We start from the raw sequence: 16,516 nt of genomic DNA, 5'->3' as shown, positions 1-16,516 counted from the left end.
ACTACCTTTCTGGTGAGACGGTCGGGCGGCCACCCAGGTACAGCTCGGCGAGCTGCGGGTCGGCGAGGAGCTCCGGGGCGGGGCCGCTGATGTGCACGCGGCCGAGGTCGAGGACGCAGCCGAGGTCGGCGGTCTCCAGGGCGCGCCGGGCGTTCTGCTCGACGAGCAGGATCGCGAGCCCGGCCTCCCGCATGGCGACGACCTGCTCGAACACCACGGCGGTGGCCTTGGGATCGAGTCCCATCGAGGGCTCGTCGAGCAGCAGGACCTTGGGGCTCACCATCAGGGAGCGGGCGAACTCCACCTGCTTCTGCTGGCCGCCCGACAGCAGCCCGGCCAGCGAGCGCCAGCGCTCGCGGACCACCGGGAAGAGGCCCTGCACGAACGCGACCCGCTCGGCGACGCCCGCCCGGTCGGTGGTCGTGTACGCCCCGAGCGTGACGTTCTCGGCCACGGTCATCTCGGGGAACACGCTGTGGCCCTGCAGCACGTGGGCGACGCCCGCGGCGAGCATCCGCTGCGGGGTGCGGCCGGTGACGTCCTGCCCGTCGACGCGGACGGCGCCCGAGCGCGGCGCGAGCAGCCCGCTCGCGACCTTCAGCACGGTGGACTTGCCGGCGCCGTTGGGGCCGACGAGGCAGACCACGGTGCCCGCGGGCACGCTGACCGACAGGCCGCGCAGCACGAGGGCGGCGCGGCCGTAGCCGGCCTCGATGTCCCGGAGTTCCAGGAGGGGTTCATCCGCCCGCTTTTCAGACGCCAAGGTAGGCCTCCAGCACCGCCGGGTCGGCGCGGACCGTGTCCGGCGGGCCCTCGGCGATCGGCCGACCGCGGTCGAACACGACCACGTGGTCGGACAGGCTCATCACCAGCTCCATGTTGTGCTCGACGACGATGAAGGTGCGCCCCTCGGCGTTGAGCTCGCGCACGAGCGTGGCGATCCGGTCGATCAGGGCGGGGTTCACGCCGCCGGCCGGCTCGTCCAGCATGATCGTCTCGGGGTCGGCCATCAGCACCCCGGCCAGCTCCAGGAGCTTCTGCTGGCCGTAGGACAGGTTGCGCGCCTCGATGTCCTCGAGGTGGTCGATCCCCACCCGCCGCAGCCACCCGCGCGCCCGCTCGATGTCCGCGGTGGCGCCCGCCGAGCGCAGCAGGGCGGCGATCCCGCGCGGCCGCACGGCGGCGAGCACGTTCTCGCGCACGGTCATGCGGGGGAAGATCCGGCAGAGCTGGAAGCTGCGCCCGATGCCGGCCGCGGCGATGCGGTGCGGCGCCCGGCCGGTGACGTCGCGGCCGCGGTAGCTCACCGATCCGGAGTCGGGCCGGATCATCCCGGTGACGCAGTTGAAGAACGTGGTCTTGCCGGAACCGTTGGGCCCGATCACCGCGTTGATCTTCCCGTCCCGGAACTCCACGGTGGCGTGGTCGACGGCGTGCACGCCGCCGAAGGACTTGGTGAGCTCGAGGGTCGCGAGGTTCACAACCGCACCTCTTCCCGGAGCTCGGCCGCGCTGACCTCGCGGATCGAGCTCTGCTGCGGGCGGAACCGGGCGAAGAGCCCCTGCACCGCGGGGATCACGCCGTCGGGCATGAACAGGACCACGGCGGCCAGCAGGATGCCGGTGGCGACCAGGTGGAACTGGGAGTCGCCGTAGGAGATCTTGAAGTACTCGATCGCCACGCCGACGACGAACGCGCCCAGCACCGGCCCGAACAGGTGCCGCACCCCGCCCAGCAGGGCCATCAGCACCATGTAGGACCCCATGAGGATCGAGAACTGGAAGATCGGGTCGAGGTCGCCGAACCACAGTGCGTAGAGGCCACCGCCGATGGCGGTGAACGTGGCCGACACGACGAAGGCCACGAGCTTGTAGGCGAACGTCGGCACGCCGAGCGACTGGGCCTTGTCCTCGTCCTCGCGGATCGCCTTGAGACCCAGCCCGAAGCGCGAGCGGTCGATCGTCCACCAGGCCAGCAGCGCCACGCCCAGCAGCACGGCGAAGAGGTAGAAGAACACGAGGTGGTGCTCGGGGCGCAGCAGGTCCGGGAACGGCCGGGGCACGACGAGGCCGTCGGACCCGCCGGTGAACTCCCGCCAGCTCTGGAAGACCAGCAACAGCACCAGCACCAGCGCGATCGACACGATCACGAACGACGCCCCGCGCACCCGCAGCGCGGCGATGCCGATCGGCACCGCGAGCACCGCGACGATCACGCCGGCCAGCCCGAGCGCGAGGAAGCTCGGCACCCCGGCCCGGGCGATCAGCAGCCCGGTGGCGTAGGCGCCGAGGCCGAACCACGCCGCGTGGCCGAGGGACATGTAGCCGGTGAAGCCGCCGACGAAGTTCCACGACGTCGAGAGCACCGCGTAGGAGAGCACGACGACGCCCGCGGACGTGATGTACGGGTTCGGGCTCCAGAGCGGGAACGACAGCAGTGCGGCAGCCCCGACGAGCAGCGCACCGAGGTTAGAAACGTTGCGCAAGGCGACCTCCGAAGAAGCCCTGCGGCCGCACCAGCAGGGTGGCGAACAGCGCGAGGTAGAAGACGGTCTGCGCCCAGGTCGTGCCCAGCGGGAGCTGCAGCAGGCTCTGCACGACGCCCAGGACCATCGCCGCGATCGCCGCGCCCGGGATGCTGCCCAGCCCGCCGACCACGATGATCGCCATCAGCGGGCCGATCCAGTGCCAGTGCAGCGACGGGTAGATCGTGGAGTCCAGCGAGAGCGCCGTCCCGCCGATCGCGGCGGTGGCCAGGCCCAGGCCGAAGCCGTAGCCGGCGACCCGGTCGGTGTCGATGCCGATCAGTCGCGCCGCCTGCGGGTGCTGGATGGTGGCGCGCAGCGCCTGGCCGAACCGGCTGCGGGTGAGCAGCAGGTACAGCGCGAGCAGCGACAGCACGGCCAGGCCGAACGCGATCAGCTTGACGACCGCCACCTGCGCGCCGAACACCTCGATGCTCGCCGCGCTGTAGGGCAGCTGCACCCGCCGCTGGGTGCCCGAGTAGACGAACCCCAGCAGCCCCTCGATCGCGAGCGCCACCGCGAACGTCAGCAGCACCGACATCATGGTCACCGAGGCCGGTCGCAGCCGGGCGATCAGCAGCCGCTGGAACCCGACGCCCGCGAGGAAGAACAGCGGCACCGTGACCACCAGCGACAGCAACGGGTCGATGCCGAACCGGTCGTGGACGTCCCACGCCAGGTACGCGGCGAGCACCAGGAACGCGGCGTGGGCGATCATCACCACCCGCATCACGCCGAAGTACAGCGTGAGCCCGGCGGCGAGCAGCGCGTAGAGCCCGCCCAGCAGGATCCCGAGGACGAGGCTCTGGAAGAGCAGGGAACCGCTCACCAGGTTGCCTTCGGGTACGCGAACTCCGCCTCGGCCGTGGCCTCCGGCAGCACGATCCGGATCTCCCCGTCGACGTACTGCTGGATGAGGTGGGCGCTCTGCGGGCGGCCCTGTGCGTCCCAGTCGAGCGGGCCGACCACGGTGTCGACCGTGTTGGTGCGCAGCCAGTCGATGAGCCGCTGCTGGCACTCGCCCTGCTCGGCGCACCCCGCGGCCTGCACGGCGGCGGCGACGACCTGGCCGGTGGTGTAGGCGTTGGCCTCGTCCTCCGCGGGCGGGCTGCCGTGCTCGGCCGTGTAGCGCTGCACGAACTCGACGTTGGACGGGTACGGCGCCTCCGGCGTGTAGCCGGTGGGCGAGAGGATGCCCTCGGTGCGGGCGCCGATCGCCGCGGAGAACTCCGGGTTGGTCGGCGCGGTGGAGAAGGCGGCGAGCTTGGGCTGGTAGGCGAGCTGCTGCAACGCCACGATCAGGTTGACCGCGTCCTGGTACTGGGTGCCGCCCACGATCATGTCCGCCTGCGAGTCGGCGATCTGGGCGGCGATCGAGGAGAAGTCGGTGGTGTTGGGCGGGTAGACCTCGTCCACCACGGTCCGGATCCCGGCCGCCTCCAGCTTGGCCTTCAGCCCGTACGCGGTGCCCTGGGCGAACGGGTCGTCCATCGCGGCGTAGGCGGCGGTCTGCGGCCGCTGCCCCTCCGGCATCGCGATGATCGTCTCGGCGAGGTGGTTGTAGTGGTCGTCGGCGATCGCGGGGGCGGCGTAGAAGAGGTTGTCGAAGCCCTGCTCGAACACCTCGGCCGCGGCGCCCGCCGGCTCGACGAAGAGCATCCCGTACTCCTTCGCCACGCGTGCCGACGGCACGACGAGCCGGGTGGAGAACGGTCCGAACACCAGGTCGACCTGGTCCTGCGCGATCAGCGACTCGTAGTCGGCCACCACCCGGTCGGCGTTGGACTGGTCGTCGAGGATGCGCAGCTCGACCTGCCGGCCGAGCAGGCCGCCGGTCTCGTTCACCGCGGCCGCCCACGCCTCGTAGCCCCGCTGGACCCCCTTGCCGGGCTCGGAGAAGTCCCCGGTGAGCGGCAACGAGATGCCGATCGTGATCGGGTCGGAGGGGTCACCGCCACCCGCCTCACCTCCGCCGGAACACGCGGTGACGAGGAGCGCCGAGATGCCGGCGAGGCATCCCAGGCGGAGGGCGGTGCGGGCGTTCATCGGGGGATCTCCTCCTCGTCGAGGAACGTAAGCGCTTTCCGTAAGCGCTTGCGTAGACTACGGGCGACCGCCGCGACGTCGCAAGGAGGCACCGATGCCCAAACCCCGGTCGGCGCCACGCCTCATGGACGTCGCAGTGCGCGCCGGGGTGTCGATCGCCACGGCGTCGCGGGCCCTCGCCGGGCGCGACGGGGTGAGCGAGACGGTCGCCGCGCACGTGCGCGAGGTCGCGCTGCGGATGGGCTACGTCGCCAACGTCCACGCCCGCACGCTCGCCGGGGGCGCCACGTCCACGGTGGGCCTGATCGTCCACGAGATCGGCGACCCGTACTTCGCCGAGATCGCGAGCGGGGTGATCGACGTGGCCGCCCAGCGGGGACTCTCCGTGCAGATCTGCCACTCCGGGCGCGACCCCGCGGGCGAGCTGCACCAGATCCGCACGCTCATCGCCCACCGCGCCGACGCGATCGTCGTGGCCGGGTCGGGCTACATCGAACCCGCGATGCAGGCGGAGTCGAACGCGGTGCTCACCGCGTTCCAGGAGTCCGGAGGACGGGTGGCGGTCATCGGTCGTCACCACCTCGTGGCCGACGCCGTCCGCCCCGACAACGAGGCGGCGGGCGCCGCAGCGGCCGCCCACCTGCTGGCGCTCGGACACCGCCGGATCGGGGTGATCGGCGGCCCACCGATCCTCACCACCGTGGCCGACCGGCTCACCGGCGTCGGGCAGGCGCTCGCCGCCCACGGGCTCACCCTCGACGACATGCCGGTCCTCCCCACCGACTTCACCCGCAACGGCGGGCACTCCGGGGCCGAGCGGCTGCTGGCCGACCACCCCGACCTCACGGCGCTCATCGCGCTGAACGACCTCATGGCGATCGGCGTGCTGTCGGTGCTGCGCGCCCGCGGGATCGCCGTGCCGCAGCGGATGTCCGTGGCGGGGGTCGACGACGTCGCCGTCGCTGCCGACCTCGCCCCCAGCCTCACCACCGTCCGGCTGCCGATGACCGAGATGGGCGAGCTCGCGCTCACCATGGCACTCAAACCACCCTCGGCGCGCAGGCGGCGCAAGAACACCGGGCACGAGCTGATCGTGCGCGACTCGACGGGGCCGGTGCCGGCCGTCACGTAGTCGCGATCAGCAGGTCCTCCCCGCTCGGGGGGCGCAGGCCGTCGCCGCGGCCGGCGAAGTAGCGCTCGGCGTGAGAGGTGCCCGGCACGTGCCGCACGTCCGTGAAGCCGGCCTCGCGGGCCAGCGCCAGCATCTCCTCCGGCGAGTAGAAGCTGACGAACGGCGTGCCGGACGCCCGCGCCGCCTCCTCGACCGCGCGGCGGACCGGGCGATCGTCCGCGTCGAGCAGCTCGGTGGGCAGCTGGAACGTCATGACGAGCGTGGAACCCGGCGCGAGGCCTGCGATGCGGCGCAGGGTGGCCGCGGTCGCGTCCTCGGTGAGGTACATGGAGACCCCGGCCGACGCGACGACCGCGGGCCGGGCGGGGTCGAATCCGGCCGTGGCCAGCTCCGCCCACCAGTCCCCGCCCGCCTCGAAGTCGACCGGCACGAGCCGCAGCCGGTCGGGGACGCCGAGGCCGAGCTCGTCCAGGCGCCGCCGCTTCCAGGCCTGCGGTCCGGGCTGGTCGACCTCGAACACCCGCACCCGACCGGCGCTGCGCTGGGCGAAGGTGTCGAGGCCCGCCCCGAGGATCACGTACTGCTCCACGTCCTGCTCGACCACGAGGTCCTCGATGAACCGGGAACGGGCGACGACGCCCGCCCGGAACCCCGCGGTCGCGTGCGGCTCCATGTCCGGGCGACTCCGCCAGCCGCCGGCGGGGTCCGCGAGCCGCAGGCCGAGCTCGTCGCTGAGCACGTGCGGCGGTGCGTCGACCTCGAGGTGCAACGCCCGCCAGAGGGCGACGCGCAGCGCGGTTCCCTCCGGTGCCTCCGCAGCCACGTCAGCTCTGCGCCTTCGCCTGGAGGCTCCAGAGCCGCCCGTCGGGGTCGCGGACGGTCATCTCCCTGGTGCCGAAGTGGGTGTCCGCGAACGGTGTGACCACCTCGACGTCCGGGTCGAGCCGGAAGGCGTCGGCGTCGGCCACTCCCAGCACGAGCCGCGGCTCCTGCGGCTCCCGGTTCTCGGGCACCTCCGCCACGAACACGTAGGGTCCGTTCCCGTTGCGGAGCAGGCCGGAGCTGTGGTCGGTGGCGAACTCGAGGTCGTAGCCCAGCGCCTGGAAGAACTTCGCCGTCTTCCCCCAGTTGTGGGTCTCCAGGAACACGGCCTCGATACCTTCGGTGGCCATATCAGCTCTCCTTCCCCGACTGCGTGCGCTCGTCATGGGCGTCGAGGTAGGCCCGTAGCGCGTCGGCGACCAGCGCCGAGAGCGACAGCTCGGACTCGATCGCGCGGTGCTTCACCCGCCTGATCAGGCTGATCGGCAAGTACACGTTGAACTGCTTGACCTCCTCGGCACCCACGGGCCAGACGCTAGCATGCTAGTAATCTAGCCAATACTTCGTCACGCTCAGCTCATTCAGAGCGCACCGACAGCTCGTTCCCAGCCGCGGCCGCCACGATCGGCGCCGGCCGCGGCGAGGGACCGCGGCCGGATCAGGAGAGAAGGAGATGACTGACGTGCGGACCGGCCGCCGGTGGCTCCCCGTGCCCTTCGCCGCGGCCGGCCTGGTCGTACTCGCGGCCTGCGGCGGCGGCGCGGCCCCGGCGGCCGACCCGGCCACCACCGCCCCGGGAACGAAGGCATCGGCCGATGCCTTCGCCGATTGCATGACCGAGCAGGGGGTGCCGGCACCGGAGGGAGGAACGAGGATCACCGGACCGCGTCGGGGCGAGCCGGGTCAGCAGCAGGACGCGCCCATGACCCGCCGCAACCCACCGCCGGCGCCCGACGGTGTCGATCCCGAGAAGTGGGAGGCGGCGCTGGAGACGTGCGGCCCGGTGGGCGCGCGCCGAACCGTCGCCCCGACAGCGGGCGCTTGATCGTCGGCCAGCCTGTACAGCCGGTGTTCGTGATGGTGCCCGGCGCAGCGTGGCTGGTGGTGTGGGGCTCGCCGGCTGCCGCCAGCAGCTGGCGCCGGACACCCACCTGCGGCCCTCCCGTCCCGCTGGTGGACGCCGTCCGGGTCACGTTCCGGGTGTCGGGCCGGCCGGTGCTGTCGCGGCGATGTCCGGGTCCCAGACCCGGTTCGGGCCTGCTGCGGTGGTGGGTGCGTTCGGCGGAACGCAGGCCGGTCATCGGGTCGAGCTGACCAGGGACTCCGTCGCTGGCGGGCGGGCCGCACCCGGCTCGTAGCGCGGGGCTCCACCCGTCTCGACTGGCAGGACCGCCCGCGCCGGTCACGTTCATGATCCGCGGTATCGGGCGTCCATGGTCGTGGAGACAGCCATGGACAACCGAAACTTCGGATCATGCCCGCGCATCGACGGGCATGAGCTGATAGGCGGCGATCTCACGGGCAGCGTCCGCCAGGCCGGATCGCAGTCCCGCGCAGGGCCGGTCGCGCGGTGCGGAGGCGGCCGGTTTTCGGGGGTGGCCCCGGTCCGCGGAGGTAGTGCCGCCGGGCTCGCTGTCGGCGAGCGCGGCGTCACGCGCAGCACACACGGACGGGCGATCTTTTGTGGGGCCCCCCTCGATCGGGAACTTTCGGACCTGCCAAGGTTGGTCGAGTGCGACTCGTGTTCGGCCCCGACGATCTGGAGGAGTACTCCGCCGTCCGCGACCGCCTGCGGCTGCACATCGTCGCGTGGGCCCGCAGGCGTGGCATCGCGGTGGAGCCGTCACTGGTAGCGGCCGCCCTCGACCACAAACACAGCGTCGACGGCCGGCTCGGGCACTGGACCCGACGCCACGTCGCCGACGCGCTCGCCGTGTGGTTCCCGCGCACCGTCGCGCTGCTCGAGGACGACCGCGACGCCGTTCCGACCGCGTTGCACGCCCTCATCGGCTTCCTCGACGAGCACGACTGGCTGGATTCGCGCTCGGCACCGGCGGCCGAGCTGCACGAGCAGGTCCGCGACTCCACACCCGCGCTGTACGACGCGCTCGCCGACGAGCGCAACCACGACCTCGGCACGTTCTGGGCCGTCCAGATGCTGCGCCACGGCGTGGCCACGGCCGACCCGGCGGCCGTCGCGCGGTTCCTGCAGCAGGTGCACTCGGGCGAGCTGCAGATCGACCGCTCCGCCCTGGAGGAGATCCAGCGCCGGCAGGCCGACGAGCCACCGGAGCAGCCGCGGCAGGAACTGCTGCCGGTGCTGCTGCCGAGCGCCGCGCAGATGCTCGCGGCCGCCGACTCCTCGGTGGCGCTCGCCCGGCTGCGCGCGTTCACGCGGTGGGTGCGCGCCGGCCGCGCGCTCACGCGCGAGGGACGCCTGCTGCTCTCCGACGCGCGCGCGGTGGCCGACGCGCTGGACCTCGACCACTTCTCCCGCGACCGGGCCCGCACCAGCGACGACCTCCCCGAGATCAGCCTGCTCCTGCACTGGGCGCGGCAGGCCCGTCTCGTCCGGGTGCTGCGCGGGCGGCTGGTGCAGGTCCGCAGCGCCGCACCGCTGCTGTCGCGGCCGATCGAGCTGTGGCGGCGCGCGTTCGAGGCCGTCGGCGGGATCGGTGAGCACTTCGGCGGCAGCAACGTGTTCGGTGCGCCGTCACTGTTCGGGATGAGCCTCGGCGAGGCCTACCCGATCCTGCTGTACCAGCTGTACGCCGCCGGTGGGGAGCCGATCCCGGTCGAGCGGTTCCACCGGGCCGTCCGCGAGACCGTGAACGACCGGATGGGCTGCGTCGTCGACGACCTCGCGGGCGACGTGGAGCACCGGCTGTGGCGCCGCGACGTCACCGCCCTGCTCGACGCGCTGGAACTGCTCGGCGCCGTCCAGCTCTCGGAGACCCTCGGCGTCGAGGACGGCGAGGGCATGAGCGAGCTCATCGCGCTGGCCGGGCGCGACGACCCCGACCCCACCCTCGTCGCCCTCACGCCGATCGGGATCTGGGCCGTGCGGGAGATGCTCGTCGAGCGGGGGGTGCACGCACCGCTCGTCGGCGAGCTCGCCGAGGAGGACATCGAGTACGTCTGCGTGCGCATGGCGGGCATGAGCGCCGAGGTGGCCGAGGCCGAGCTCTCGGCATGGGTGACGGCCCGGTCCGGACGGACGGCGAGCCACGAGATCATGCGCTACCTGCAGCGGGTCGAGGTGCCGGCCCATCGCGAGATGGCGCTCTTCGCGCTCTCGCGCTGCGGGGCTCCGGGGCGGGAGACGAGCCGCTGGCGGGCCCGCGTCAGCGCGGCGCTGCGGGCGCCGGCGAGCGGTGCCCAGCCCCGCGTGGAGTGCGACGCGCGGCTCGCGCGCCCCTGAACCCTCACACATTCGGGTGATGCGGGCCTCCGCACCGTGACACTGCTGCGGGGCCGCGCGACTACGGATGCGAACAGCATCCCGGATGCGCCGAGAGAAGGAGCCGACGTGGCCACGCCCGACCCCTACCAGAGCTGGTCCGGGGCCCCGAAGCACTGGGTGCACGTCCCGGCCCAGCGGAACTCCCCGCCGGCGCCCGACCAGCTGGACGCCGCGGCGGGCAGCCCGTCGGGCGAGCGGGCCAGGGCCTTGCGCGACGGGTGGACCGTGGCCGCGATCGCGATCGCGGTGGCGCTGGTGGCGTTCGTGTTGATCGGCATGGGCAGCACGATCACCCTCCGGTAGCGGTACCCCTCGGCCGGGGCAGAGGTCACCATCACGTGCGAACCCCGGGGGGTGGCCATGCGCACGATCGTCTCGATCCTCGTCGTCGCCGGCGCGACGCTGCTCGTACCCGGGGTCGCCGTGGCCGACTCGGACACGTACACCGTGAGCCATTCCTGGAGGCTCACCTACTCGGACGGCGACCCGAGGATCGTGCCCCACGCCGAGGACGACGTCGTTGAGGTCACCTGCCACAACGAGGACATGATGCGGGACTGGCACGTCAACGACGAGGACCTCGTCGACGAGTCCTGGGAGAAGGCCGACGGCACCGGGGTCCAGGTGCGGCCCGAGTTCACCGGGGAGAAGGCCACCCTCAAGATCACGGTCGAGTGCGAGAAGTCCTAGACGACGACCTCGTCGAGCGCGAACGTCCGGATGTCCAGCACGAAGCCGCGCACCCGGGTGTCCCGGTGCAGGAAGCGGTCACCGCGCAGCCGGGCGATGCCGCCCCGGAGGCTCTCCGCCGGGTCGCGGAACGCCTGGGGGCTCCAGGGCGGCCGGGTCCCGGTCTCCGTGGCCAGCTCGTCGACGAACTCGTCATCGGTGAAGGTCGTGAGCCCGCAGCTGCTGTGCTGGACGAGCAGCACGTCACGCGTGCCGAGCTTGCGCTGGCTGATCGCCAGGGACCGGATCACGTCGTCGGTCACCACGCCGCCCGCGTTGCGCAGGACGTGCGCCTCCCCGACGTTCAGCCCGAACAGGGTGAACAGGTTGATCCGCGCGTCCATGCAGGTCACCACGACCGTGTGGAGCGTCGGCGGGGCCGCGAGACCGGCGGCGCCCGCCGCGGCACGATGCCTGCCGCCCGACTGGTGCCGGCTCAGGAGCTGCTCCGCACTCACCCGGACAACTAACCACACCGCGCCCCGGAAGGAGGGGACCTGATCACCGGATTGGGTGCCATCTCACGGCGTGGCCCGCCGGCATCGCACCTGACCGAGGTCCACCCGGGTGCGGGTGTTCGTCTCGGGATCGTGCACCTGGACGGTCCGGGTACCGTCCGGGATCGAGATCCCCACCGGACCGGGCGCGCCGACGGGCACGCCGCGCAGAGCCCGGTCACCGTCGTCCGGTGGCGGGCGAGCACCCGCCCCGGGCCGTCGAGCTGGTCGGCGATGAACCGGACCGCGCTGTGGACGGGGTCCGGCTCGCCACTCCTGCTCCTGGCCGCGTACTGATCTTGCACCGACTCATCACCGACGAGCAGTCCCAACCTCAGATCGAAGCACCTCCGCTGGCAGCTTTGGCACCGTTTGCCGAGTTCCGAGCGATGCTCGAGGTCGCGCTGTGGGGAGGCGATCCGCTCAGCGACCCGAGATCCGGACTCTCCGGTACGGACCGTTGCGTTCGGCCCTCACGGACAGGCCTCGTCACTCATCTGATCCTGGAGCGGGACTTCCGGGTCGATTTCCTCGACGTGCTCTGGCTGGACGACTGACCATCGGGTGCTGTGCACCAACGGCACTCCCGTCCAACAGATCTGGACGAGAGTGCCGTTCGTCCACGCGTCAGGCGCGGGCCAGCTGCACCACCGCCCACGACAGCGGGGGCAACGTGACGTGCGCGAGCCCCTCCTCGACCTGCACGCCCTCCAGCGGGCGGAGGCCCACCCGGTCGGGGTGCTGCTCGTCGTTCGTCGTGTGGCGGTCCTGGTGCTCCCCCGCGGCGAGGACCGCGGCGTGCTGCACGCGCAGCTCACCGAAGCCGCGCACGCCGACCTCCACGGTGGCGGGCTCGGCCTGGTCCCGGTTGGCCAGGAACAGTGCGACCACCCCGTTCTCGGCGTCCCAGGTGCCGGCGGCGTCGACGAGGTCGACGTCGCCGAACCGCGGGGTCTCGTAGCGGTCGCTGCCGGCCCGGACGTCGAGGATCTCGCCGGCGGCGCGCCTGCGGACCTGCTCGAACGGGTGCGCGATCGGCTGCTTCCAGGCCGGGCCGCCCGGCTCGCTGCGCAGCATCCCGATCACGTTCACCAGCTGCGCCTGGCAGGCGACGGTGACGCGGTCGCCGTGGCGGAGCAGCGAGTTCAGCAGCGTGCCGACGACCACCGCGTCGGTGATCGAGTACTCGTCCTCGATCACCCGCGGCGCCACCTCCCACTCGCTCTCGCCCTTGGCGATCGCGGAGGCGCGGTGGCGCGACTGGTACCAGACGTTCCACTCGTCGAACGAGATGTCGATCCGCTTGCGGTGCCTGCCGCGGGCGCGCACGGCGTCGGCGGTGGCGACGACGGACTCGATGAACGTGTCCATGTCGCGGGCCGAGGCGAGGAAGTCGCCGAGGTGGTCGTGCTCCTGGTAGTAGGCGTGCGCGGAGATGAAGTCGACCTGCTCGTAGGTCTCCTCCAGCACCACCCGCTCCCACTCCCCGAACGTCGGCATCCGCGAGTTCGAGCTGCCGCACGCGACGAGCTCGATGCCCGGGTCGACCAGGCGCATGGCGCGGGCCGTCTCCGCGGCCAGCCGGCCGTACTCGGCGGCCGTCTTGTGCCCGACCTGCCACGGGCCGTCCATCTCGTTGCCCAGGCACCACAGCTTGATGTCGAACGGGTCGGCGCTGCCGTGGGCGCGGCGCAGGTCGGAGTACCTGGTGCCACCCGGGTGGTTGGCGTACTCCAGGATGTCGCACGCCTCCTGGATGCCGCGGGTGCCGAGGTTGACCGCCATCATCGGCTCGGTGCCCGCCGCCTTCGCCCACCCGGCGAACTCGCCGAGGCCGAACTCGTTGGTCTCGATCGAGCGCCACGCCCGGTCCAGCCGCCGCGGCCGCTGCTCCTTCGGGCCGACCCCGTCCTCCCAGCAGTACCCGGAGACGAAGTTGCCCCCCGGGTAGCGCACGACGGTCGGGCCGAGCTCGCGCACGAGGTCCAGCACGTCGGAGCGCAGGCCGTCGGCGTCGGCCTTGGGGTGGCCGGGCTCGTAGATGCCGGTGTAGACGCACCGGCCCATGTGCTCGACGAACGTACCGAAGAGGCGCCGGGGGACGGGGGCGATCGTGAAGTCGGGGTCGATGGTCAGGCGTGCGCGGGGCAAGTGGTTCCTTCCTGTCTCACGTACCGCCGAGGCCGGTCGTGGCGACCCCGCGGATGATCTGGCGCTGGAAGAGCATGAAGACGATGATCAGCGGCAGGCCCGCCAGGATCGCCGAGGCCATCACCTGGGCGTAGCGCACCCCGAAGCTGCTCTGCACCTGCACGAGACCCACCGGGAGCGTCATCAGGCCGGGGTCGGAGGTGATGATGAACGGCCACAGGAAGTTGTTCCACGCGTGGATGAACACGAAGATCGCGACGGCGGCGAGGATCGACCGCGACAGCGGCAACACGATCTGCAGGAAGATCCGCAACGAGCCGGCACCGTCGACGCGGGCGGCCTCCTCCAGCTCCGGCGGGATGCCGTCGAAGAACTTCTTGAGGATGAACACCATGGCCGGCAGCACCAGCTGCGGGAGGATGATGCCGGCGTAGGTGTCGGCGAGGCCCAGTGCGAGCATCTGCCGGTACAGCGGCACGATGAGGATCTGCGGCGGCACCATGATCCCGGCGATGGTCAGCGCGAACAGCGCGTTCCGGCCGCGGAACCGCGTGCGGGAGAAGCCGTAGGCGGCCGCCGCGGACAGCGCCACGGTGATCACCGTGACCACCACCGTGACGACGGTGCTGTTGAGGAACCAGGTGACCAGGTCACCGTTGGCGAGCACCGACGCGTAGGCCTGCAGCGTGAACCCGCGGTCGGGTACGAGCTCCAGCGGCACCGTGGTGGTGTCGGCCTCGTGCTTGAGCGAGGTGAGCAGCGCCCAGACCAGCGGCGCCAGCCACAGCACGGCCAGCACCGCCAGCGCGGTGACCATCCCGGCCCGCGCGAGCGGCGTGTAGCGCTGGATGTCCGTCCGGCCCTCGGCGCCGCGCCGGGGCAGGACTGGGGTTGCGACGGTCACGATGCGCTCCTGCGGCTCAGCCGGGCCTGGACGAGAGCGACCAGGATGATCAGCACGAAGAACATGTACGAGATGGCCGATGCGTAGCCGAGCCGGTAGTCCGTGAAGCCGGTGTCGTAGACGTACTGGAGGATCGGCGTGGCCGAGCCGCCCGGCCCGCCGTTCGACTTGTACAGGATGTACGCCTGGTCGAACAGCTTCAGCGAGGCCAGCACCTGCAGCACGATTACCAGGCCGGTGGTGCGGTTCAGCAGCGGCAGCGTGATCGAGAGCATCCGGCGCCAGCCACCCGCACCGTCGAGCTCCGCCGCCTCGTACAGCTGTGCCGGGATGGCCTGAAGTGCGGCGAGGTAGAGCAGGAAGTTGAAGCCGACCGTCCACCAGACGGTGAGGATCACGACGGACCACAGGCCGATCTCGGGCTCGGTGAGCCAGCCGACCGCCGGCAGCCCCATGCCGGTCAGGAGCCCGTTGAACAGGCCGAAGTCGCCGGAGAACAGCCACTGCCAGATCAACACCACCGTGGCCACCGGCAACAGGAACGGCGCGAAGTACACGAACCGCCAGAACCACTGGCCCCGCACACCGGACTGCACGAGCAGCGCCATCAGCAGCGCCATCACCACCAGCGGGATCGTGCTGCCGATCGTGAACAGGACCGTGACCCCCAGCGTGCGCCACACCTCGGGGTCGGAGAACAGCTGCGCGTAGTTGGCGAGGCCCACGAACCGGGACTCGTCGCGCACCAGGCTCGTGTCGAAGAAGCTCAGGCCGAGGCCGTAGAGCAGCGGCCACAGCACGAACGCCGCGTACACGGCGATGAACGGCAGCACGAACCAGATCCCGCCGCGCGCGCCGACGAGGCTGGGGCCGGTGCGCGTCGCCGCCGGGCCCGGCTCGAGGCGCGTCGGGGTGACGACGGCGGTCACAGGGGACTCCCCAACCTGAGCTGGGAGTCCAGCCAGCCGATCAGGTCGTCGGCACCCTGCTCCGGCGTGAGCGCTCGCGAGGTGACCCCCTGGATGCTCTGCCCGGCCCGCGACATCAGCGTCGAACCGGAGCCGGAGAAGTACGCCTCCGGGTCGTACTCCACCACCTGCGCCGCCCCTCGGTAGTTGGATATCGGCTTCTGGGCCAGGTACTCCGGGCTCTCCGCCACGGCGGACAGGGCCGGGATGTGCCCGCCGCCGGACGCCCAGTCGAGGCTGTTGCGCAGCATCGACACCGCCATGTCGTACGCCGCACTGCGGGCCGCCGGGTCCACCCGGGCCTGCGCCGGGAGCACGAAGCTGTGGCTGTCGGCCCGCACGTACGGCGTGTCGCCGAAGAGGGCCGGGAACTGCGTCATCGAGAACGGGATCTCCGCGGTGCGCGCCGTGGTGACCTCCCACGGCCCGTGCATCAGGAACCCGGCCTGCTGGCTGGCGAACGCCGCGGACGCGGCCTGGCCGTCGAGGGTCGGCGAGGCGATGGTGCCGTCGGCCATGTCCCGCATGAAGCCCATCGCCTGGACCACCGCGTCACGGTCCACCTCGGCCGGCCCGCCGTCCGGGAGCCGCATCTGCCCGCCGAGCTGGCGGAACAGCGACCAGAACACCATCCAGCCGCCGAGGTTGTCGGCGGAGCCGAAGGCGATCCCGGTGCTGCCGGTGACCTCCGCGGCGCGCCGTCCGGCGTCGAGCATCTGATCCGCGCCCGTGATCGGTGCGAGGGTGCCGTCCGGGGCGAGCAGGCCGGCCTTCTCGCAGACGTCGGTGTTGTAGTAGAGGACCAGCGGGTGGGTGTCGAGAGGCAGCGCCATCAACCGGCCGTCGACCATCACCCGCTTCCGCACCGGCTCCGGGAACTCGTCCATCGACACGCCGCGTGCGGCCAGCTCGCCGACGTCCCACTCGTCGAGCAGGTCGGTGCCGAACGTCGGCAGCCGCGACGCGTGCAGCGTGCCCAGGTCGGGTGCGCGGCCACCGGCGCAGGCCATGGCCAGCTTCGTGTAGTACGGCGGGCCCCACATCAGCGTGGTGGCCGTGACGCGGACGTTCGGCGCCTCCGCCCGGAAGCGGTCGACGAGACCCACCATGAGCTCGCCGTCGCTGCCGGTGAAGAAGTTCCAGTACGCCAGGTCGACCGCGCCTCCCGGGCCTCGCGCACACGAGGACAGGAGCGCGGCGCCGCCCACGGCGGCCGTCGCGCACAGGAAGGTGCGACGCGACAGGCGGTGCGAGGTCGTCATCGACCACTCCCCTTTACA

General features: G+C 71.9%; 19 protein-coding genes. 6 read left to right on the top strand and 13 right to left on the bottom strand.

Going from position 1 to position 16,516, the window contains the following annotated elements; translation table 11 throughout:
- Nucleotide 1: 1 nt before the first annotated feature.
- Genes ACU436_RS16135 through ACU436_RS16115 form a run of 5 tightly spaced genes read right to left on the bottom strand, consistent with a single transcriptional unit; the run spans nt 2 to nt 4,570 of the window.
- Nucleotides 2-763: an ABC transporter ATP-binding protein gene (locus ACU436_RS16135; RefSeq protein ID WP_459026040.1), complete on the bottom strand. Its 762-nt coding sequence runs from the start codon at nt 761-763 to the stop codon at nt 2-4.
- Nucleotides 753-1,481, bottom strand: coding sequence for an ABC transporter ATP-binding protein (locus ACU436_RS16130; RefSeq protein WP_459026038.1), 729 nt, complete (start codon nt 1,479-1,481; stop codon nt 753-755). The genes ACU436_RS16135 and ACU436_RS16130 overlap by 11 nt, the downstream gene beginning before the upstream one ends.
- Entirely contained in the window at nt 1,478-2,485 is a 1,008-nt protein-coding gene (locus ACU436_RS16125) for a branched-chain amino acid ABC transporter permease (protein WP_459026036.1), read from the bottom strand. Before ACU436_RS16125 ends, ACU436_RS16130 begins: the two co-directional genes overlap by 4 nt.
- Nucleotides 2,469-3,353: a branched-chain amino acid ABC transporter permease gene (locus ACU436_RS16120; RefSeq protein ID WP_459026034.1), complete on the bottom strand. Its 885-nt coding sequence runs from the start codon at nt 3,351-3,353 to the stop codon at nt 2,469-2,471. Before ACU436_RS16120 ends, ACU436_RS16125 begins: the two co-directional genes overlap by 17 nt.
- Nucleotides 3,350-4,570, bottom strand: coding sequence for an amino acid ABC transporter substrate-binding protein (locus tag ACU436_RS16115; RefSeq protein ID WP_459026032.1), 1,221 nt, complete (start codon nt 4,568-4,570; stop codon nt 3,350-3,352). The genes ACU436_RS16120 and ACU436_RS16115 overlap by 4 nt, the downstream gene beginning before the upstream one ends.
- 94 nt (nt 4,571-4,664) lie before the next feature.
- Between ACU436_RS16115 and ACU436_RS16110 the strand changes: the two genes are divergently transcribed.
- Nucleotides 4,665-5,702 carry a LacI family DNA-binding transcriptional regulator gene (locus tag ACU436_RS16110; protein WP_459026030.1) on the top strand — a complete coding sequence of 346 codons (1,038 nt, stop codon included), beginning with the start codon at nt 4,665-4,667 and terminating at the stop codon, nt 5,700-5,702.
- Here ACU436_RS16110 and ACU436_RS16105 read toward each other — a convergent pair.
- The 3 genes from ACU436_RS16105 to ACU436_RS16095 are packed head-to-tail and all read right to left on the bottom strand — an operon-like array spanning nt 5,695 to nt 7,049.
- Nucleotides 5,695-6,525 carry a class I SAM-dependent methyltransferase gene (locus ACU436_RS16105; protein ID WP_459026028.1) on the bottom strand — a complete coding sequence of 277 codons (831 nt, stop codon included), beginning with the start codon at nt 6,523-6,525 and terminating at the stop codon, nt 5,695-5,697. The two genes, ACU436_RS16110 and ACU436_RS16105, sit on opposite strands and share 8 nt — an antisense overlap.
- A gap of 1 nt (nt 6,526) precedes the next feature.
- Nucleotides 6,527-6,874 (bottom strand): VOC family protein, encoded by a 348-nt coding sequence (locus ACU436_RS16100; RefSeq protein ID WP_459026027.1) that lies wholly within the window; start codon nt 6,872-6,874, stop codon nt 6,527-6,529.
- A 1-nt stretch (nt 6,875) separates the two neighbouring features.
- The gene (locus tag ACU436_RS16095) at nt 6,876-7,049 is read right to left on the bottom strand and encodes a ribbon-helix-helix domain-containing protein (RefSeq protein ID WP_459026025.1); all 174 of its coding nucleotides are present in this window, start codon (nt 7,047-7,049) and stop codon (nt 6,876-6,878) included.
- 148 nt (nt 7,050-7,197) lie between these two features.
- Between ACU436_RS16095 and ACU436_RS16090 the strand changes: the two genes are divergently transcribed.
- The 4 genes from ACU436_RS16090 (at nt 7,198) to ACU436_RS16075 (ending at nt 10,677) form a co-directional block, all read left to right on the top strand.
- Nucleotides 7,198-7,569: a hypothetical protein gene (locus tag ACU436_RS16090; RefSeq protein ID WP_459026023.1), complete on the top strand. Its 372-nt coding sequence runs from the start codon at nt 7,198-7,200 to the stop codon at nt 7,567-7,569.
- A gap of 687 nt (nt 7,570-8,256) precedes the next feature.
- Nucleotides 8,257-9,945, top strand: coding sequence for a hypothetical protein (locus ACU436_RS16085; RefSeq protein ID WP_459026021.1), 1,689 nt, complete (start codon nt 8,257-8,259; stop codon nt 9,943-9,945).
- Nucleotides 9,946-10,053: 108 nt separating this feature from the next.
- Complete coding sequence (locus tag ACU436_RS16080) at nt 10,054-10,290, top strand: hypothetical protein (protein ID WP_459026019.1); 237 nt, start codon at nt 10,054-10,056, stop codon at nt 10,288-10,290.
- 57 nt (nt 10,291-10,347) lie between these two features.
- Nucleotides 10,348-10,677 carry a hypothetical protein gene (locus ACU436_RS16075; RefSeq protein WP_459026017.1) on the top strand — a complete coding sequence of 110 codons (330 nt, stop codon included), beginning with the start codon at nt 10,348-10,350 and terminating at the stop codon, nt 10,675-10,677.
- On the opposite strand, the gene ACU436_RS16070 is transcribed toward ACU436_RS16075, so the two are convergent.
- Entirely contained in the window at nt 10,674-11,174 is a 501-nt protein-coding gene (locus tag ACU436_RS16070; RefSeq protein WP_459026016.1) for a beta-class carbonic anhydrase, read from the bottom strand. The genes ACU436_RS16075 and ACU436_RS16070 overlap by 4 nt on opposite strands.
- Nucleotides 11,175-11,404: 230 nt before the next feature.
- On the opposite strand from ACU436_RS16070, the gene ACU436_RS16065 reads away from it, so the two are divergent.
- Complete coding sequence (locus tag ACU436_RS16065) at nt 11,405-11,770, top strand: hypothetical protein (protein ID WP_459026014.1); 366 nt, start codon at nt 11,405-11,407, stop codon at nt 11,768-11,770.
- Nucleotides 11,771-11,840: 70 nt separating this feature from the next.
- Here ACU436_RS16065 and arfA read toward each other — a convergent pair whose 3' ends face one another.
- Genes arfA through ACU436_RS16045 form a run of 4 tightly spaced genes read right to left on the bottom strand, consistent with a single transcriptional unit; the run spans nt 11,841 to nt 16,498 of the window.
- Nucleotides 11,841-13,364 carry an arabinosylfuranosidase ArfA gene (arfA, locus tag ACU436_RS16060; RefSeq protein WP_459026013.1) on the bottom strand — a complete coding sequence of 508 codons (1,524 nt, stop codon included), beginning with the start codon at nt 13,362-13,364 and terminating at the stop codon, nt 11,841-11,843.
- A gap of 16 nt (nt 13,365-13,380) precedes the next feature.
- Nucleotides 13,381-14,268 (bottom strand): carbohydrate ABC transporter permease, encoded by an 888-nt coding sequence (locus ACU436_RS16055; protein WP_459026012.1) that lies wholly within the window; start codon nt 14,266-14,268, stop codon nt 13,381-13,383.
- Nucleotides 14,265-15,197, bottom strand: a complete 933-nt coding sequence (locus ACU436_RS16050; protein WP_459026010.1) for a carbohydrate ABC transporter permease — start codon at nt 15,195-15,197, stop codon at nt 14,265-14,267. Before ACU436_RS16050 ends, ACU436_RS16055 begins: the two co-directional genes overlap by 4 nt.
- Complete coding sequence (locus tag ACU436_RS16045; protein ID WP_459026009.1) at nt 15,194-16,498, bottom strand: extracellular solute-binding protein; 1,305 nt, start codon at nt 16,496-16,498, stop codon at nt 15,194-15,196. Before ACU436_RS16045 ends, ACU436_RS16050 begins: the two co-directional genes overlap by 4 nt.
- Between the last annotated feature and the right edge of the window lie 18 nt (nt 16,499-16,516).

This window comes from Pseudonocardia wallangbongensis, assembly GCF_054486945.1.
This window is presented reverse-complemented; position numbering and strand designations above follow the sequence as displayed.

Bases quoted from the DNA above. Each gene is read 5' to 3' on its own strand.
- ACU436_RS16090 (WP_459026023.1), top strand. From the start codon at position 7,198: ATGACTGACGTGCGGACCGGCCGCCGGTGGCTCCCCGTGCCCTTCGCC.
- ACU436_RS16110 (WP_459026030.1), top strand. From the start codon at position 4,665: ATGCCCAAACCCCGGTCGGCGCCACGCCTCATGGACGTCGCAGTGCGC.
- ACU436_RS16115 (WP_459026032.1), bottom strand. From the start codon at position 4,570: ATGAACGCCCGCACCGCCCTCCGCCTGGGATGCCTCGCCGGCATCTCG.
- ACU436_RS16100 (WP_459026027.1), bottom strand. From the start codon at position 6,874: ATGGCCACCGAAGGTATCGAGGCCGTGTTCCTGGAGACCCACAACTGG.
- ACU436_RS16045 (WP_459026009.1), bottom strand. From the start codon at position 16,498: ATGACGACCTCGCACCGCCTGTCGCGTCGCACCTTCCTGTGCGCGACG.
- ACU436_RS16075 (WP_459026017.1), top strand. From the start codon at position 10,348: ATGCGCACGATCGTCTCGATCCTCGTCGTCGCCGGCGCGACGCTGCTC.